The organism is Cohnella cholangitidis (assembly GCF_014107495.1).
In the GTDB taxonomy this organism is placed as follows: Bacteria; Bacillota; Bacilli; order Paenibacillales; family Paenibacillaceae; genus Cohnella; species Cohnella cholangitidis.
Map to the genome: position 1 here is coordinate 4214062 of NZ_CP041969.1, position 18995 is coordinate 4233056.

Below are 18995 nucleotides of genomic sequence, written 5' to 3' on the forward strand. Positions count from 1 at the left end.
GATTTCTTTCAGTTAATTTTCAGTGGAGCCTTATGTTCCGTTAAGGTTTGCTTCATTCTATTTTCAGAAAAGATGCGAATAATGGATGAAGTAAGACGACTATAGGAACAAGGAGGATTTACGATGAAAAACACGGTAAGAGCTTTGGGCATTACGGCGGCGCTGGCGGTTATGATTCCTTTGTCCGCATATGCGGCAACGTCAACGGGCAGTTCGACGGCAGAGGTGAAGGAACCGTCGGCGTGGTCGGCCAAAGGAGGGGCATTCGAAGGACGCGGAGGTTTCGGGCACGGCGGAGCGATCGTCAGCCAAGAAGTGTTGGACCTGCTCAAGCTGGATAAAGAAGCTCTGAACAAGAAAATCGAAGCCGGTACGACGTTGGCGCAAATTGCCGAGGAACAAGGCGTTTCCCGGGAAAGCCTGAAGAGCGTTATGACGGAAGCTTACAATAAAAAGCTTGAAGAACAGAAGCAGCAATACGCGAGCAACCTGGACAAGGCGATCGATTCCGACCTGAAAAAAATCGCTGGCGGACGCGGCGGCGTTCATGTATCCCGGGATTTAACCGCGGTCGGGGAAGTGCTCGGACTAAGCGCGGACGAGGTAAAGGCTCAGCTCAAAGCCGGCAAGTCGTTAGCCGATCTGGCTACGGAAAAAGGCGTGGACGTCCAGAAGCTGATCGACGCGCAGACTGCCGCCATTACCGCGAGCATTAACGAGGCGCTTCAAGCGGGCAAACTAACCCAGGAGCAAGCGGACAAGCAGTTGGTCGACGCGGCTGACCGTGCCGAGAAAATCGTCAACGGCAAAGGATTCGGCGACGGCGGTCATCCCGGCGGCAAAGGCCGTGGCGCTAAGGGCGAGAAGTCTGCGGAATCGACGGCGGATGCTTCGGCTTCGTCATAAGCACGAGAAAAAACTTGCCTGCCCCTTGTTTCGGGGAGGCAAGTTTTTTTGCTGTGGTCCTATTTGCCGGATTAACCCGAGTGAGTCGTGTAAATGCGCAGAAGGAGCACCATTCGCCGGATTAACCCGAGTGAGTCGTGCTAAATGCGCAGAAGGGGCACCATTCGCCGGATTAGCCCGAGTGAGTCGTGTTAATGCGCAGAAGGAGCACCATTCGCCGGATTAACCCGAGTGAGTCGTGTTAAATGCGCAGAAGGAGCACTTTTCGCGGTATTTGCTCCGTTCGGCGCGAGGACGGAATCAAATTGCAGCAGTCAGCCGAATCGCGATGCCGGAAGGATCGTTCACTTGCCAATAACCTTCTTCCTCAACGGAAGGGATACCGGCGCTGCCGATCTTCGCGAGGACGCGGTCCAACTCCTCTGCGGTAGGGAGCGCGATCGTATAATACTCAAGCCCGGTTCCGTTCATTGGAGGACGCGGAGCTCCGACGCCCGCCCAAATGTTCATGCCGATATGATGATGGTACCCTCCTGCCGAAATGAAATAAGCCCCCATCATAGCCGCGGCATCCGCCACCATATCGAATCCTAGAACGTCGCAGTAGAACGCTCTGGATTTCGCAAGCTCGCTCACGTGCAGGTGGATATGCCCCAAGATCGTTCCTTCGGACAAGCCCTTCCAAGGCTTATCTCCCGCCAACTCCAGCAATCCCTTGATATCCACGGGCTCCGAGCCCATGACATAGTTGCCTTCCGCGTCTTTCCGCCATTCCGAGCGGGGGCGGTCGCAGTAGATTTCGATTCCGTTCTGGTCCGGATCGGCGATATAGAGGGCTTCGCTTACAAGATGGTCGCCCTGGCCGATGTGGATACCGGATTCGGCTAACGTCCGTAGCGACAACCCTAGCTGCTCGCGCGTCGGAACGAGGATGGCGAAATGGTACAAGCCCGTTGCGGATCTTCTCGGTACGACGACGGCATTCGGAAGTTCCTCGAGAATGAGAAAGGCGTTTTTTCCGTCCACGGATAATTTCGCAAGGTTGCCTTCCTGGCTCAAGACCTGAAAGCCGACGACTTCCCGATAAAACCGGACAGAACGTTCCAGGTTGCTCACCTTCAGCTTTAGCTGTCCGAGTACGGTGTTCTCGTGTATGGATTGAGACATTCGGCATTCCTCCAAATGATCATAGTGTTAGTTACTTAATGTAAGTAACTATACCAAATAAATTACTTCTTGTAAAATGTTAGTTTTATAGGCTAGTCTGCGTGCGTCAGATCAAGGTAATCGCGGGTTGTAATATTCTGTATTTTGCAATTTCAAATAAATAGAATAAAATTAGGGATAGATAGTTTCGTCGTTCTTGATCATTTTTCCGCGGCGCCGTACAGATTTTACAGAGAAAGATCCATAGGATATAGAAGCGAGGAGAGAGAAAACAATGTCTATCGTAAGCGATATTTTGGATCATAATAAGAAGTTCGTGGAAGAGAAAAAGTACGAGAAATATTTAACGGACAAGTTCCCGGAGAAAAAAGTCGCGATTCTGACTTGCATGGATACGCGCCTGGTGGAGCTGCTGCCCAAAGCGCTTAACCTGCGCAACGGGGACGCCAAATTCATTAAGAATGCCGGCGCGATCCTGACTCAGCCTTTCGGCAGCGCAATGCGCAGCATTATCATCGCCATTCACGAGTTAGGCGCTAAAGAAGTGCTCGTCATCGGGCATCACGGTTGCGGCATGACGCAGCTCAATTCCGATTCGCTAGTGGAGAAGTTCAAGGCTAACGGGATCTCGGAGGTGGTGCTGTCCACGCTTGAGAACTCGGGTATTCGCATGGATCGTTTTTTGAGAGGCTTCGACAAACCTGAGGATGGCGTCAAGCATAGCATCGATGTGATTCGCAAGCATCCGCTGATTCCGTCGTACGTTCCCGTTCATGGATTCTTGATTCACCCGGATACAGGCAAGCTTGAACTGATCTGCGACGGGTATAAAGCGTTAGAGGAAGCCAAATCGAGCAACAAGTAAGAAAGCAAGGAGCCTTCACTTCGGTGAGGGCTTCTCTTTTTTTGATATTCTTTCCGGGTCGCCTATTAATATTAATCTCCGCGGATATCCTAATATGAGCTGCCATTAAATACAATATGTAAAAGAAAAGAAAGAACAAGCTCAAAAGGAATATCCAATGGAGGTTAGGGAATGAAACGTTCAACGATTGGCTGGCTCGTTATCGCCGCGCTACTGCTTGTCCTTGTTTTTACGGCTGTAGGCTCTTATAACAGACTCGTGTCCTCGGAAACCGCCGTGGACAATAAAGCCGCCCAGATCGATACGCAGCTGCAGCGCCGGGAGGATGTGATCCCGAATTTGGTCAACACGGTCAAAGGGTATGCTGCGCACGAGAAGGAAGTGTTTCAAGCGATCGCGGATGCGCGCAGCAAGCTTGCCGGAGCGGGAACGACCGCGGAGAAGGCGGCGGCCAACACGGAATTGGAAGGCGCGTTATCCCGTTTGCTCGTCGTCGTCGAGAATTATCCGAATCTGAAAGCCGACGCGCAATTTACCCGGTTGATGGATGAGCTGTCCGGAACCGAGAACCGAATCGCGGTCGCGCGCCAAGACTATAACAATTCCGTCACCGACTATAATACGAAGATCAGGAAGTTTCCCGCAGCTCTTTACGCGTCGATATTCGGCTTCGAGAAGAAGGATCTGTTCAAAGCGGCTCCCGGCGCGGAAACCGTGCCTGAAGTACAGTTCTGACGATGGCCGCCCCGAGGTTTAACGTAAAGCGATTGTCCGCAAGCATGCTGCTGCTCGCGTTCGTTTCTATGTTGACGATGGCGGCGGGAGCAGTTCAGGCGCAAACGGACACCCGCTATGGCGTCTATGTTCAAGACGAGGCCGGCGTGATCTCCGCGCAAACCCGAGACGAGCTTTATCGAAGAGCCGTGTGGTTATTCAGGAATACCGGATCGGCTCAGATAGGAGTCGTTACGGTCAGTTCGCTCGACGGGCAGACGCTCGAGGAGCTCGCGGTTGCCAAGTTCCGCAAGTTGGGGCTAGGATCCAAAGAGCGGAATGACGGCGTGCTGCTGCTGTATTCGGCATCCGAACGGCATGTGCGAATGGAGGTCGGATACGGGTTGGAAGGACGAATCCCCGATGGCAAAGCCGGAGCGATATTGGATCAATATTTTGTTCCTAACCGGGATTCGAATCGGCTTGACGCCGCATTTGCCCAGACTCAGAGCGCGATCTTAAACGAAATCGGCGCGGAATACGGCCTGGATACGTCCGGCGTTATCGAAGCGGATATGCCTCCGCTTGGCGCACGGGAGGAAGGCGGCTTCTTCGCCGGGATGCCGGGTTACGCGAAAGTATTGTTGGGGTTGGCGATCGTGTTACTCGTGGTGTTCGACTTCAAGTTTACTGGCGGAGCGATCACCTATGCGATTCTAAACATGCTTGGACGACGAGGGGGATCCGGCGGAGGCGGAGGCGGAAGAGGCGGAGGAGGATCGTCCGGCGGAGGCGGCGCGAGCAGATAATAGAGCGCCGCGCGGGATGTTCAGAAATTGTTGAGACCTCTCGAGTATGATCATAAGAAAAGGTTTCATGCTCGGGAGGAATGCCGAATGGCAAAAATCATGGTAGTAGACGATGCTGCTTTTTTGCGGGCCATGCTCAAAGATATATTAGTCAAAGCGGGGCACGAGGTCGTATTCGAAGCCTCAAATGGCCAGGAAGCAGTGGAAAAGTACAAGTCGGTGCGTCCCGACCTCGTGACGATGGACATTACGATGCCCGTTATGGAAGGCGTCGAAGCGGTGAAAGAGATTCGCAAGATGGATCCGAGCGCTAGAATCGTCATGTGTTCGGCGATGGGCCAACGAAATCTCATCATCGATGCGATCAAGAGCGGGGCCAAAGATTTTATCGTTAAGCCGTTCCAAGCGAACCGGGTAGTCGAAGCGGTAGAGAACGCGATCAGCTAACCGTTCCGTCGCCCGTTCGCAATCCCCTATACATGTCCCATGACTTTTCTGCGAAAAGCCAGCGGAGCGATTCCTTCTTTATTGGAGAAGCAGAACGTGAAATAGGAGCCGTGCTGGAAGCCGACCTCCTCCGCGATACGGCTGACGGACCATTCCGTCTGAACGAGCAGCTTCTTAGCCTGCTCTATTCTGTATTGCAGCAAGTAATCCATGGGCGTCATTCCGTACACTTTGAGCATGCACTTGGCCAAGTAGTTCGGATGATAATTCAATTCCTTCTGAAGCGTTGAGTTCGTCAACTTAATCGTATAGTTCTGCCGGATGAACAATTCGATCTTCTCCGCCAAGTGGAAGGCCGTACCGTCCGACGTCGAGGCAAGCTCTCTGTCCAGATGCTGAATGAACATCTGGAAGGCGGTTTGCCTTTTCCAGTTGCGCAGGGATCTAGGCTCATCCTCCAATTGAAAAAATTGATTCAAGATTTCAAGCGCCTTCGGTTTAAGCTTCGTATGCTTCGGAATAAAGATCGAACACACCTCGCTATGGTTCAAATACGCGGTCTGCTTGTGAGCGGCGATGAGGGAGGACTGGTTCTCCAAGCAAGCGTTCATCCCGCTGCATTCATCCCATGCCCCGAAAGTATGAAAATGGATCCAAATGATTTCCGTGTCCTCGGAGCAAGGCTCGGTTCCGTAATGATTGGCATCGGGCCGAAGAATGAACGCTTCCCCCTCCTCGATTCCCCATTCGTTAGATCCTTCGCCGATGTTCAATTTCCCTTTCGCGACGACAACCAAATCGAATACTCCGATGTTATTCCGGCTGATATGACGTTCCCCGGCGTTGTAGTACGCACGGCCGCAATCAATGAAGTAAGGCACGGGCGGCGAGATGAAATGCAGGATGGGCGAGCTCAAATTCGATCCCTCCGGTTGGTTGTAATTTTAAAATGTGGTTGTAATTGAATATATAAAACCATGATAACACATGTATTATACTTGATATAGCGCTTACATTGTAAGTGGGATTTATTAAATAAAGGGGAATTATTGATGCGAAATTTATCCGTCTCCACAGCTACTTCACTCAAGAATATAACGATACAGGATGACTTTTGGTCCCCCTATATTTCATTAGTCCGCGACGTCGTTGTTCCTTATCAATGGGAGGCGCTGAATGACCGGATCGAGGGGACGGAGCCGAGTCACGCGATTAAAAATTTCAAAATCGCGGCGGGTTTGGAAGAGGGCGAATTTTACGGAATGGTGTTTCAGGATAGCGACGTTGCCAAGTGGTTGGAGGCGGTAGGGTACTTGTTGGAACTCCAACCGGATCCTGAATTGGAGACCGTAGCCGATTCCGTAATCGAGATCATCGCCAAAGCCCAACATGCGGACGGTTATCTCAATACCTACTTTACGCTCAAAGAGCCGAACGGCAGATGGACGAATCTAGCGGAGTGCCATGAATTATACTGCGCGGGACACTTGATCGAGGCCGCGGTCGCTTATCACAAGGCGACAGGCAAGAATCAGATCATGAGCGTGGCTTGCAAGCTGGCGGACTGCATCGACGAAGCTTTCGGTCCGGAAGAGGGCAAGATCAAAGGCTACGACGGGCATCAGGAAATCGAGCTGGCTCTTATGAAGCTTTATCACGCTACCGGGCAAGAAAGATACTTGAGGCTTAGCCGATTTTTTCTCGACCAACGCGGACAGCTTCCTCACTTCTACGACGAGGAATATGAACGGCGCCAAGGATCGATCCACTTCCCGAGCTTACGAATGGCGAAGGATAGATCGTATAGCCAAGCGCATCTGCCGGTAAGAATGCAGCAGACGGCGGAAGGCCATGCGGTAAGGGTCGTTTACATGCTCGCCGGAATGGCGGACGTCGCGGCCGAAACCGGCGACGAAGATTTGCTGCAAGCTTGCCGGGCGCTCTGGAAAAATATCGTCACGAAGCGGATGTACATTACGGGAGCGATCGGATCGATGGCTCATGGCGAAGCGTTCACGTTGGATTACGACTTGCCGAGCGATACGGCCTATGCCGAAACTTGCGCTTCAATAGGATTGATCTTCTTCGCGCAGAGGATGCTCGGCATCGAGCCGAAGGGCGAATACGCCGACGTCTTGGAGCGCGCCCTGTACAACACGGTTATCGGAGGCATGTCGCGGGACGGCAAACATTTCTTCTACGTCAATCCGCTCGAGGTGTGGCCCGAAGCGAACCGCGTGAACAAAAACTTCGAGCATGTGAAGGTAGAGCGCCAGCAATGGTTCGGTTGCGCGTGCTGCCCGCCTAACATCGCGAGATTGCTCGCTTCCCTAGGCTCTTATATTTACTCGGTGAAAGACAACACGGCTTATGTGCATTTATATATCGGAAGCCAAATCCAATTGGAACTGGCGGGACAGAAGGTTCATCTCGTGCAGCAATCGGAGTTGCCGTGGGAAGGAGTCGTTCGCTTCGAGGTGGGATTGCAGACGGCGGCTAGATTTAAGTTAGCTTTGCGCATTCCCGACTGGAGCGGCGAGCCCGAAATTCGCATTAACGGCGAGGGGCTAACGATCTCTTCCGATCAACGGACAGACGGCTACGTCGTTATCGACCGCCAATGGGGGCCAGGCGATATCGTTCATCTCGTGCTGCCGATGCCGGTTCAACCGATGAAGGGCAATCCTCTTATCCGCGAGACGATCGGCAAGATCGCATTCCAGAGAGGCCCGATGGTTTACTGCCTAGAGGAAGCGGACAACGGCCCGAATCTTCACCAATTGGTCGTGAAATCCGACGCCGATAAGCAAGTCGCCTTCGAATCGGGCTTGTTGGGAGGTTTGCAGTCGATTACGGTTCCCGCTTACCGAATCCGGGAAGAAGGATGGGCGGATAAGTTATATCAGGCCAACATCGACATGAAGCTAGAGGCAACGACCGCACGGTTCATTCCCTATTTCGCTTGGGCAAACCGAGGCTCGGGGGAAATGAGGGTATGGGTGGCCGAGACGATGGCATCAACCAAATTCATATAAACGCTTCTGATTTGGATTCTGACTCTGGTCAGGGAGGGAAGTACATGGAATAGTCGTTCCGAAGTGCAACCTCGTAAAGCAGAATGATTATTCCCTGCGCAAGTGGGAGGAATTGGAGAAAGAGCACGAATTAAATAAAATGGAGGGGTTTGCGTGAAGGTGATGAAAAGAAGCTTGGAGAACGGGACAATGAAAGCAGGAAAGAAACTCGGGGTAGGCCTGCTCGCGGCTGCAGTGGTCTTCGGTGTCGTAGGTTGCGGGAACAACGACGAGAAAACCAACACAGCGGCACCATCGGGAGAGGCTTCGAAATCGCCGGAGAAATCGCCTTCCAAGACGGAGAAGGTCAAGCTTACCTATTCGATGTGGGGAACCGCGGAAGAAGGAACCAAAGTCCAGGAAACGGCGGACAAATTTAATGCTTCCCAAGACAAAATCGAAGTCGAAGTGCTTGCGATTCCTTACGAAAACTACATGACCAAGTTGAATACGATGGCAACGGCTGGCCAATTGCCGGATGCGGGGATGATGCGGGAGGATGGCGTCATCCAGTGGTCCTCCGAAGGCATGCTGAATGATGTAAGCGCCATGTACGAAGGAAGCGACAGCAAGCCGCTGGATAGCTTGGCTTACACCTATCAAGGCAAGCCCGTAGCCTATGCGGCTGCCAACGAAATCCTTCTCCTGTATTACAACAAAGACATGTTCGACAAAGCGGGCGTGCCATATCCTCCAAATGCGCTGGATAAAGCATGGACATGGGACGAATTCGTAGAAACGGCCAAGAAGCTGACGAATGACAAAAACGGCAAACATCCCGGCGAAGACGGCTTTGATTCGCAGAGCATCGTTCAGTACGGCGCATCCGTCGAAAATCTGACGTGGCAGTTGGAAGCCTGGACGCTTACCAATGGCGGAGGTTTCTATAACGACGACGGGACAGAGGTGAGAATCGGGGAAGACGCCAGCGTCGAAGCGATTCAGAAAGTCGCGGATCTGTACTTGAAGGATCATGTTGCTCCGTTGTCCGTTGGACAGACCGATGACGGCATTCAGCGCACCATTATTGCAGGAACGGTCGCCATGGCCACGAACGGCCAGTGGAACATCGGAACTAGCTTGAATGCGGCCAAGGAAGCAGGGCTGAAATATGGCGTAGCCGTATTGCCTTACATGAAGGAAAAGGTTACCCTCAATACGGGCGGCGCAAATGTCGTATTTTCCCAGACCAAGCATCCGCAAGAAGCGATGGAATGGCTTAAGTGGTACGGTCAAGAAGAAAACAACTGGGGACTCATCTCATCGGGAATCTGGATGCCGGTGCTGGATAAGTGGTATAAGGATGAAACTCTCACCCGTAAATGGGTCGAAAATCCGAACTTCCCTCCGTATGACGAATACAAGTCCGCGGTAGTCGATTATGCGTCTTCCTCCGCCGCGAGGCCGGCTTCCTGGTTCTTTACGAATCATACGACGGAATTCAATACCTTGCTCGCATCGGTTCTTGGGGACGTTTGGACCGGAAAGACGACCGCGAAGGAAGCGATTTCCAAAAACCTCGATGCTTTGAAAGCGGCAAATAAAGGCACGAAATAAAGGATAGGAAGGATGACCGCCAAAATCGCGCAAGTGGCGGTCATCCTTCATAACGGGGTGGGGAGCGAGTTATGGAAATCATCAACAAAACGACGAGACGCCGTTCACGCATTCATTCCAGCGAGGAACGAGTTGCTTATCTATGCTTGATTCCGGCCTTTCTAGGACTGATCTTCTTGACTTATGCGCCTCTTGTGGGGGTGCTGGGAATCAGTATGACGAATTGGACAGGGTTGACCAAACCCGAATTCGTCGGCTTCGAAAATTATGTCAATCTGTTTACTACCGATCCTTATCTTAAAGATTCGATTATCGCGACGATCTACTTCGCCGTATTATCCGTCGCCGGAAGCATGATTTATTCGCTTTTTATCGCGATGCTGTTGAACCGAAAAATTCCGGCCAGAGGTTTTTTCAGAGCCGTATTTTACGTGCCTTATGTTTTGCCGGCTGTTGCCATATACGTAGGATGGTCCTGGCTGTACGAGGCGAATTTCGGATTTTTCAATTATCTCCTCTCCGAAATGGGACTGGATAAAGTTCTCTTTATCGCGGATTCCAATTATGTGGTTCCCTCTCTGTCTTTGATTGCGGTCTGGCTGTCCGGGAACTTGATCGTTATTTTTTTGGCCGGGCTTCAGAACGTTCCGAGAGTCTATCATGAAGCGGCTGAAATGGATGGCGCGAATGGCTGGAAACGCTTAAGGCATATCACCTTGCCCACGATCTCGCCGATCATCTTTTACAACTTGTTGATGAGTCTGATCGCTAATCTCCAAATCATTACGCCAGCCCTTGCTCTAACGAACGGAGGTCCGGGCAATTCTTCCCGATTCATGACTTATCTGATGTACGATCAGGCTTTCGTCAATTACAAGCTGGGCTACGCTTGTGCGACGACCTTTATCATTTTCGCCATCCTTGCCGCTTTTACCGCCGTGTTGTTCAAGACGTCAAGCCGGTGGATCTTTTCCGAAGGGGGCGACGAGAAATGAGCGAAGCCGTATACGGCAGACTAAAGAGCAAAAAACGCAATGATCGAATGATGAACTTCCTAACGCTTGTCGTCGTCGTTTTCTGCGCTATTCTAGTCCTCTTTCCGATTTGGTGGATATTCCGTACGTCGCTAATGACGAATGCCGAGATTTACAAATATCCGCCATCTCTAATACCGGAAAATTGGCTATTTTCTAACTATGATAAAACACTGGAAATATTCAAGTTTTGGAAATATTTATGGAATACGATGGTGATTATCGTTCCTTCCTGTTTGGCGGGAACCTTTACGGCCACCTTGTGCGGATATGCCTTCGCGAGATTGCGGTTTCGGGGCAAAAGTTTGATCTGGGCCCTTTGTATCGGTTCGATGCTTTTACCTACCATGGTTACGCTCATTCCGCTGTACATTGGGTGGACGCGGGGTCTGGGGCTTAATGACAGCTATCTGCCATTGATTCTTCCTTATTTCTGCGGGGGCGGCGCTTTTAATATCTTTTTGATCCGACAGTTTATCATGTCGATACCGAGAGAGCTCGACCAAGCGGCAACGATCGACGGCGCCGGATACTTACGCATCTTGTTCAGCATTATTATGCCGGCGATCAAGCCCGCCATGATCGTCGTCGCGTTGTTTATCTTTATCGGCCTATGGAACGATTTGCTCCAACAGATGATTTACATTAATTCGAGCGACAAATACACCATTGCGCTGGGGCTTACCAATTTTAGAGGGCAATTAAAGTCGGATTGGTCGCTGACGATGGCGGCCACGTGCCTGTCCTTTGCGCCGGGCGTCATTTTCTACCTGGTTGGTCAAAAGTACTTCGTAGAAGGAATCACGATGACCGGAATAAAAAGTTAGTCCGGATACCTTGAACATGGCCACAATCCGCAAGGATGTAGCACATAAACAACAACGATTTGGGGGAGTTATGAAATGCGTAATAAAGTTGTTTTATTGCTAGGTGTTGCATTAATGCTGTTAACGGTATTGTCTGCTTGCGGCAACAACAACAACAACGAAGCCAGCCCTTCGGCATCGGCGCCTGCCAGCGAGTCCGCGCCGGCATCGGATTCGGCTTCCGAAAGCGCGGCTCCGGCCGCGGAACCGACAAAGCTAACCTTGTGGACGTTCGTGCAACAGCATGCCGATTATTACAAGTTTATGGCGGATAGCTGGAATGCGGCGAATCCGGATCAACCGATCGAGCTGGATGCGCAAAATATCCCTTATGACGACATGCACACAAGGTTGCTGCTCGCGCTTCAATCCGGCGAAGGAGCGCCTGATTTGGTAGATATCGAACAGAGCAAGTTCCCGAATTTCATGAAAGGGACGGTACAGCTCGCGGAATTAAACGATATCGTCGAGCCTGAAATCCCGAACATCGTGAAATCCCGCGTAGATATTTACAGCAAAGACGGCAAGTACTATGGCGTAGATCTGCATGTCGGCGCAACCGTTATGTACTATAACAAGGAATTGATGGATGCCGCGGGCGTTAATCCGGACGATATTAAACTGTGGTCCGACGTGGAGAAATTTGGTAAAATCGTCGTCGAGAAAACGGGCAAGCCGTTCATCACGTTCGAAGGAGCGGGCAACTGGTCATGGTGGCCGGCGATCAACCAGCTTAAATCCGATCAAGTCGGCGTCAACGGCGAAGTCACGGTGGACGATCCGCGCAATATCGAAGCTATGAAATTTTTCCAAAAACTAGTGAACGAGAAAATCGCGGCCGTTGCGCCGGGAGCGGGACACGATACGCCTGAGTACAAAGCCTTCATGAACGACGGCGGAGCCGCATCCGTATTCATGCCGTTCTGGTTCATGAACCGCTTTACGGACGAAATGCCCGATCTGAAAGGAAAAATGATTTTGCGTCCGATGCCTGCGTGGGAAGAAGGCGGCAACCGTTCGGCCGGTATGGGCGGTACGGGGCTATCGATTACGAACCAAACGAAATCTCTCGATTTGTCCAAGAAATTCCTCTCATATGCTAAGCTTTCTAAAGAAGGCAACATTCAAGTATGGAAACAGCTTGGAATGGATCCTATCCGCACGGAAGTATGGAGCGATCCGGCGATGAAAGAACCGAACAAGTTCACGGACTACTTCGGTACCGATATTTTCGATACTTTGCTGGAAATCAAAGACGAGATTTATCCGGTTAACATTCGCGAGATTTCGCCTAAAGTGTTCGATGCGATCCGCAACGAAGCAATCCCTAAAATCTTCCAATTCAACGAAGATCCAGAGGCCGTGCTCAAGAAGATTGCCGACACGCTCCGCAAAGGCTAAGCGAACTACCGAAATAACGGTTATACGGCAAATCAAGTTGAATTGTCCGGCATTGCCGCACGGTTTCCGTCGGCGATGCCGGATATATTTCGAACCAGAGAAAGAAAAGGTGGGAGAACGATGCAAACACAGAAGAAGGCCGCTCGCGGGAAACCGATCGTCAAATCCCGGTGGAGCATCTCACCGAAGCAAGCGCCTTATATATTCATAATGCCCTTTATCCTGTCGTTCCTCGTTTTTTTCTCTTATCCGCTCGTCGATGCGATTATCATGAGCTTCCAGCAAGTGCTCCCGGGAAGCGTGAAGTTCGTCGGCTTCGATAACTATAGGAAACTTTTTAACGATGACTTCTTGCGGGCGCTGCTGAACAATACGAGATATACGTTCTGGACTCTTCTTGTCCTCATTCCGTTGCCGCTGGTTCTGTCGGTTTTGCTGAATTCCAAACGAATGAAAGCCAGTCATTTTTTTCGTTCCACTTTGTTTATTCCGGCTCTGACATCCATCGTCGTCGCGGGTATTATTTTCCGTCTGGTTTTCAGCGAGCTGGATGGCGCCATTATGAACTCCTTAATTCGACTATTCGGACTCGAAAGCCAGAAGTGGCTCATGAGTTCATCTCTTAGCATGTTCGCGCTTGTCGTCTTGGCCACTTGGCGGTGGGCCGGGATTAATATGCTGTACTTTTTGTCTGCTCTCCAGAACATTCCCAAGGAGCTGTACGAATCCGCGGAATTAGACGGGGCGGGCACGCTAGGCAAATTTTTCCGAATCACGCTGCCTTTGCTTAAACCTATCAGCCTATACGTTTTTACGATTACCATCTATGGCGGTTATGCGATGTTCACGGAAAGCTTCATGTTATGGGGAAGCCGGGGGTCGCCGCAGAACGTCGGGCTTACGATGGTAGGCTACATCTATCAGCAGGGATTCCAATACTTCGATCTAGGCTTCGGCTCTACGATCGGGATCACGCTGTTAGCCATTACCTTGCTTGTCAGCTTGCTTCAGTTAAATCTACTCGGCTTTTTCAAGAAGGAGGACTAAATAGATGGGAGAGAAACGCTCAACCTTCTCCGCTTCTTCGCTGCTCCTGCTATTGTTGTTCGCCGTTCTTGCCGTATTGGCTTTGTTCCCGTTATATGCCTTGTTCTTGGCGTCGATTAAGCCGGCTTCGGAATTGTTTCGTTACGGCTTGAACGTGCGGTTAGACTTCGACGTGATGACGTTGGCGAATTACAAATCGATCTTCTCGGGCAAAGGCGGAGCGCAAAACTATTTCGATTGGTATCGGAACAGCTTGGTGATCACGATCCTGTTCACGTTCATTTGCTTATTGTTGTCCTCGATGGTCGGCTATGGCTTGGCCATGTATCGGTTCAAAGGCCGAACGTTCGTGTTCACGTTGGTGCTTGCCGTCATGATGATTCCGGTGGAAATCATAATTCTTCCGTTGTACAAGTTGTCGATCGATTTGCTGATTATCGATTCGATCTGGGGAGTTATTCTACCGTTCGTCGTAGCGCCTTTGCCGATCTTTTTCTTCAGGCAATTCGCTCTAGGCTTGCCAAAGGATTTCATGGATGCGGGCAGAATCGACGGTTGCTCCGAGATGGGTATTTTCTTCAAGATTATGGTTCCGCTAATGCTGCCCGCATTCGGGGCGATGACGATATTGCAGGCGCTGTTCAGCTGGAACAACTTCCTCTGGCCCGTTATCGTGCTTAGAACTGCCGAAAAATTTACGCTGCCGATTGGACTATCCGGGTTGCTGTCTCCGGCCAGCAACAATTATGAAGTACTGCTTGCGGGTTCCGTCATGACGATCGTACCGATATTGGCGTTGTTCCTGTTGTTCCAACGTTTTTTCATCGAAGGCCTTACGGTGGGCGGAGTGAAAGGGTAACGATGTAAAGCTTATAGCAGGAGCCGATTCGTTCAAGCCGGATCGGCTCTTTTCTTGCGAATCAAATGAACTGCGATAAGCAGGAGAGGAAGGAGCAGGGCGTTGGCGAAGTCCCAGAGAGGGAACATTCGCTTCAGTAGATCGTTATAATACACGACGTTCGGAGTTATGGCGTACGCAATACCGAAAAACAGAAATCCTGCCGGCATGATGAGCGTCCGATCGTCGCGGACGCCGAACAACTGTGAAAAGCCTCTCACGAACCCATAGCCGTACAAGATCGTTTTGAAGAAGGTCGAGATGATCCAGATGAGGGCGAGAAAGGCTTCAACCCGCTCGAAGAATCGCCCGATGCTGATTTTTTTGGCCAATGCGTATGTCGGATACACCTGGTGAGCGGTAATATACGATCCGAGCACGAGGATGCAGACGATGATGACGGAAATCAAGACTAGCCCCCCGATCGCCGCGGCTAGGAAATAGTCCCTGCCGGTATGCGCCTTCCTATCGACGAGAGGGAACAACATCAGAAAAATGATCATTTCCGCGTATGGAAACACGATTACATAAACCGACCCATGAAACACCGGTAACCACCCATGGCCCAACATCGGCTGCAACCGATCCATTTTAACCTGCGGGAGCAGGCACAACAGCAATGCCATCAGGAAGACGATGAACCAAGGAAAAAGGAGCTCGGCAGACAGAGAGATCGTGACGATCCCGCTGCGAAGCGCCCACACTAGCAATAAGATTAAGAGCAAGTGAATGGCGCGAATCGGAGTCTCCGGCATCATCTGCGTCGTGATGAAATCCCCGACTTCTCGTAACAAACCGCACGTGCTTATTAAGAAATAAAAGATAATTAGGCTGGATACAGCGCCGCCAAGCCACCTGCCCAGCAATGTCCGATTGAATTCGATTAGAGTCGATTGGGGATACATGCGGCTAACCGCGTAGAGCAATCCGGCGATCAGTACTCCGATCATAACGCCGATGACGCCGCTGATCCAGGCATCTTCCTTGGCGAAAACCGTCACTAGGCTTGGAGCGATTAGGATGGAGTCGCCGATGACCACGAGAATGACGAGAATCGCCAGCTGTTGCACGCTGATTTTGCCATTGGCCATAGTGCCGCCTCCGATCGTTAAAAAAGAGAATTCATCCACCGCTCCACGGGCTCTAATGCCATGGCGATAATGCCGACCGGGCTTGGCACGCGGGCTAACCGGACGGCGAAGATGCTATAGGTCGTCCCGACGGCAAGCATGAGGACGTATAGAAAGATTTCTTTCCCCCACCGCTTGCGGAACAGCGAGGGCAGCTCTATGGATCCGACGATCGCCGCGGCCGCTATGACGACGATGGCTCCGAGCATGCGCGGTCACCCCTTAACGTCTTGAATGAACGAGTTGTCCGTCGTGCCGATTTTCCGGACTATGTAATCCACCTTATAGTCCACCTGCAACCGTTTGAACCGTTCCGTCCATTCTTTTTGAATCGACTCCCAATATTTCGGGTGGCTCCGGTAGATAGCCTGGCCGAATCCGAATATATCCGAGGAGTAGCGCGACTGGGCGGTTTGGACGGATTTTTCCATTAGCCCGATGCCGGTGCGCGCTCCTTCTTTTTCAAGCCATTTGATCGTTTCCGGGTCGTTCATGTCGATCGTGCAATTGACTTCGCCGACGTTGGCTTCGGTTTTGACGTGAACCAAAATCCTTGGTTCGCCGTTCACCACCTTTCCCTTGACTTTGGTCTTCGATCGCATGATTTCCAGAGCGATATTGCCGCCGTCCGGACATGAGATATTGGCCGCGGAGCTTTTGACATTGTCCATGATAATGTTGTAGCCCTTGCTTTCGGCCTGGTCGAGCCAGCCGACCATGCGCGGCCCTTTGAATACCGCCAGCCCCGACAAGCTAAGCCTCGCGGGGGGATCGATTTCCTTGACGTTGATCTGGCTTTCTCCTTTATCGGGGTCGCCTTTGATCTTGATGCCTGTCAGCACGGGGTTCTGGCCTGCTACGACCATCTGGGAAATCAACTGGTCTAACGTAAAAGTGGTCGTCGGCGCCCATACTTTCTCGGAGACGTCCAAGGAAGAGAACAGCTTATTAGCGGGAATTTTCTCTAGCGGGGTCAGCACCTTGAGGATTTTCTCGGCGGTTGTCCCTCTGGCGATCATGATGTAAAAATCGGTTCTGATCTCGGCATCTCTGGAAAGGAGGTCAAGCACCTTGCTGATTCCGTCCCGCGCCAGCGATTCTCCGAGAATGAGCACGCGGATATGGGCGCCGTAAATTTTCCGCGGGCTTGTCTCCGTCAAGCTTCGATAAGCGGACAAGAGCGTCGAGGCGGTCGATTTGTACATCACGACGGGAGACCGCTCCGGGGATACGCTTCTGGCCGCGGCAACCTGGCCCGGATCGACGACTTGCACGGATATCCGGTATTGATCGCCGACTTTGTCGATGCCTGTTCCGAGCTGGATGGCGAGCGTGTTCAGCTCACGGCGGTTCCAGCATCCGGTCAAGAGCGATAGGAGTGCGATGCAGACAGTGGCAATAAGTATTCTCCTGCTCATGGAATCGCGCCGCCTTGTCATTTGCTTTGTTTTTGCCGCCGGACGTTCTTCTTGTTGACCAGCAGCGGTCTTGTCGTCAGGTGCTGCCAGGGGTACCGGAATAACGTATCCTTTTGGTTTTGAGTAATGAAAGGGGCCAAGGAGGACATATAAGGAACGCCGAAGGAGCGCAATCCGCACAGGTGGAATACGAGGCCGAATATTCCGATCAGTATGCCGAATACGCCGAAGGAAGCGGCAAGCCCCATAAAGACGAAACGCAGCATCCTGACCGAAATGGACATGCTGCCGGAGGGCATCACGTAGCTGGCGATAGCCGTAATCGATACGATAATGACCATGACGGCGGATATGATTCCGGCTTGCACGGCCGCTTGACCGATTACGAGCGTACCGACGATGGATACCGCTTGACCGACCGTGCGCGGCATGCGGACGCCGGCTTCGCGGAGGATCTCGTAAGTGACTTCCATCAGCAGCCCTTCGATGAAGGCCGGGAAAGGGACTCCTTCGCGTTGCGCGGCCAAATTGATCAGCAGGCTAGTCGGAAGCATCTCTTGATGGAAGGTCGACAAGGCAATATAGATCGACGGGGCGAGCATCGCGATAAAGAACGAGAGATAGCGCATCAAGCGAATCAAGGTGCTGATATCGAATCGTTGCGCGTAATCTTCCGCCGACTGGAAAAATTGGACGAATAACGCGGGAACCAGCAACACGAACGGCGTTCCGTCGACGATGATGGCAACTTTGCCTTCCAGCAAGCCCGCGGCGACCACGTCGGGCCGTTCGCTGTTGTACACCGTGGGAAACGGAGTATACGTGCGATCCTGTATAAATTCCTCGATATACCCGCTTTCGAGGACGCCGTCGATATCGATCCGGTTCAAACGCTCACGAACTTCGCTCAGAACAGTCTCGCTCGCGATCGAGGAAATGTAGAGAAGAGAAACTCTCGTATGGGAAAGGCTGCCGATTCTGAGTTGCTCAAGCCACAGGCGAGGGTCGCGGATTTTCCGCCGGATCAAGGCGATATTCGTCTGGGAATTTTCCGTGAAGGCTTCCATCGGTCCGCGAACGACCGTTTGGGTTAGAGGTTCGGAGACGCTTCGCTCTTCTATGCCGGTTACTTTGACTCGAATGCAATTTTCGGTACCTTGCAGCAGGAGTATGGCTTCTCCCGACAATAAGCTCGTGATCAGCTCCTCGAAGTCGGAGGAGACGCTTAGGTCTCCGGCGCTTAAGACCTCTTGGATTAACAGCGCAGGCAAGCTTTCCTTCGGGACGGACGCGAGGTCAAACGGTGCGGTACCCGTCTTCAGCATGGGTTGAATCACGAAGTCGTGAAGAGCTTGAGCCAGAACCATTCCGTCCATGAACAAGACGGCGACCGGCAATTCGCCGCATAAGCGCATCTCCCGAACGATGAGATCGGGGCTGAACCCCAAGGCTTCGCGGTACAGACGGATGCGATCCGGCAGCTTCGCGGAATCCAATCGAATGACCCCCTCTCGCCAATAGGAAAAATGCGTATAAAGCCGAGTTGTCCTATTATGCGCAAAGCCGGGGCTATTATGCATATGTTTCCAGCACATTTGCGAATGGACACGTTCTGATTTATATGAGATTAATTAAGAGACAAATCGTAAAGGCAGGTTGCCT

At 51.7% G+C, this 18995-nt stretch carries 18 protein-coding genes; 12 read left to right on the plus strand and 6 right to left on the minus strand.

Annotated features, from left to right (window positions below; genetic code table 11):
- Positions 1-123: 123 nt before the first annotated feature.
- On the plus strand, positions 124-906 hold the full coding sequence (locus tag FPL14_RS19500) for a hypothetical protein (RefSeq protein WP_182299341.1): 783 nt from the start codon (positions 124-126) through the stop codon (positions 904-906).
- Between the two features lie 300 nt (positions 907-1206).
- Here FPL14_RS19500 and FPL14_RS19505 read toward each other — a convergent pair whose 3' ends face one another.
- Positions 1207-2073, minus strand: coding sequence for a VOC family protein (locus FPL14_RS19505; protein WP_182299342.1), 867 nt, complete (start codon positions 2071-2073; stop codon positions 1207-1209).
- 274 nt (positions 2074-2347) lie between these two features.
- Here FPL14_RS19505 and FPL14_RS19510 point away from each other — a divergent pair, with 274 nt between their 5' ends.
- From FPL14_RS19510 to FPL14_RS19525, 4 genes are all read left to right on the plus strand, one after another.
- Positions 2348-2938: a beta-class carbonic anhydrase gene (locus FPL14_RS19510; RefSeq protein WP_182299343.1), complete on the plus strand. Its 591-nt coding sequence runs from the start codon at positions 2348-2350 to the stop codon at positions 2936-2938.
- A gap of 171 nt (positions 2939-3109) precedes the next feature.
- Positions 3110-3673 carry a LemA family protein gene (locus tag FPL14_RS19515; RefSeq protein WP_182299344.1) on the plus strand — a complete coding sequence of 188 codons (564 nt, stop codon included), beginning with the start codon at positions 3110-3112 and terminating at the stop codon, positions 3671-3673.
- Between the two features lie 2 nt (positions 3674-3675).
- Positions 3676-4461 (plus strand): TPM domain-containing protein, encoded by a 786-nt coding sequence (locus FPL14_RS19520; protein ID WP_182299345.1) that lies wholly within the window; start codon positions 3676-3678, stop codon positions 4459-4461.
- 87 nt (positions 4462-4548) lie between these two features.
- Entirely contained in the window at positions 4549-4908 is a 360-nt protein-coding gene (locus FPL14_RS19525; protein ID WP_182299346.1) for a response regulator, read from the plus strand.
- Positions 4909-4934: 26 nt separating this feature from the next.
- On the opposite strand, the gene FPL14_RS19530 is transcribed toward FPL14_RS19525, so the two are convergent.
- Positions 4935-5825: a helix-turn-helix transcriptional regulator gene (locus FPL14_RS19530; protein WP_182299347.1), complete on the minus strand. Its 891-nt coding sequence runs from the start codon at positions 5823-5825 to the stop codon at positions 4935-4937.
- Positions 5826-5960: 135 nt separating this feature from the next.
- On the opposite strand from FPL14_RS19530, the gene FPL14_RS19535 reads away from it, so the two are divergent.
- From FPL14_RS19535 to FPL14_RS19565, 7 genes are all read left to right on the plus strand, one after another.
- Complete coding sequence (locus tag FPL14_RS19535) at positions 5961-7943, plus strand: glycoside hydrolase family 127 protein (RefSeq protein WP_182299348.1); 1983 nt, start codon at positions 5961-5963, stop codon at positions 7941-7943.
- A gap of 162 nt (positions 7944-8105) precedes the next feature.
- Positions 8106-9539 (plus strand): ABC transporter substrate-binding protein, encoded by a 1434-nt coding sequence (locus FPL14_RS19540; protein ID WP_229263995.1) that lies wholly within the window; start codon positions 8106-8108, stop codon positions 9537-9539.
- A gap of 71 nt (positions 9540-9610) precedes the next feature.
- On the plus strand, positions 9611-10534 hold the full coding sequence (locus tag FPL14_RS19545; protein WP_182299349.1) for a carbohydrate ABC transporter permease: 924 nt from the start codon (positions 9611-9613) through the stop codon (positions 10532-10534).
- Entirely contained in the window at positions 10531-11400 is an 870-nt protein-coding gene (locus FPL14_RS19550) for a carbohydrate ABC transporter permease (RefSeq protein ID WP_182299350.1), read from the plus strand. The genes FPL14_RS19545 and FPL14_RS19550 overlap by 4 nt, the downstream gene beginning before the upstream one ends.
- Positions 11401-11475: 75 nt before the next feature.
- Entirely contained in the window at positions 11476-12840 is a 1365-nt protein-coding gene (locus tag FPL14_RS19555; protein WP_182299351.1) for an ABC transporter substrate-binding protein, read from the plus strand.
- A gap of 120 nt (positions 12841-12960) precedes the next feature.
- The gene (locus tag FPL14_RS19560) at positions 12961-13887 is read left to right on the plus strand and encodes a carbohydrate ABC transporter permease (protein WP_182299352.1); all 927 of its coding nucleotides are present in this window, start codon (positions 12961-12963) and stop codon (positions 13885-13887) included.
- A gap of 4 nt (positions 13888-13891) precedes the next feature.
- Positions 13892-14746: a carbohydrate ABC transporter permease gene (locus tag FPL14_RS19565; protein ID WP_182299353.1), complete on the plus strand. Its 855-nt coding sequence runs from the start codon at positions 13892-13894 to the stop codon at positions 14744-14746.
- 32 nt (positions 14747-14778) lie between these two features.
- Here the strand turns inward: FPL14_RS19565 and FPL14_RS19570 are convergent, their stop codons facing one another.
- Genes FPL14_RS19570 through FPL14_RS19585 form a run of 4 tightly spaced genes read right to left on the minus strand, consistent with a single transcriptional unit; the run spans position 14779 to position 18913 of the window.
- Positions 14779-15876 (minus strand): GerAB/ArcD/ProY family transporter, encoded by a 1098-nt coding sequence (locus tag FPL14_RS19570; RefSeq protein ID WP_182299354.1) that lies wholly within the window; start codon positions 15874-15876, stop codon positions 14779-14781.
- 17 nt (positions 15877-15893) lie between these two features.
- Positions 15894-16124 (minus strand): hypothetical protein, encoded by a 231-nt coding sequence (locus FPL14_RS19575; protein ID WP_182299355.1) that lies wholly within the window; start codon positions 16122-16124, stop codon positions 15894-15896.
- A 6-nt stretch (positions 16125-16130) separates the two neighbouring features.
- On the minus strand, positions 16131-17333 hold the full coding sequence (locus FPL14_RS19580; RefSeq protein WP_182299356.1) for a Ger(x)C family spore germination protein: 1203 nt from the start codon (positions 17331-17333) through the stop codon (positions 16131-16133).
- A 17-nt stretch (positions 17334-17350) separates the two neighbouring features.
- A complete protein-coding gene (locus FPL14_RS19585; protein WP_182304068.1) occupies positions 17351-18913 on the minus strand; it encodes a spore germination protein in 1563 nt (520 codons plus the stop codon).
- Between the last annotated feature and the right edge of the window lie 82 nt (positions 18914-18995).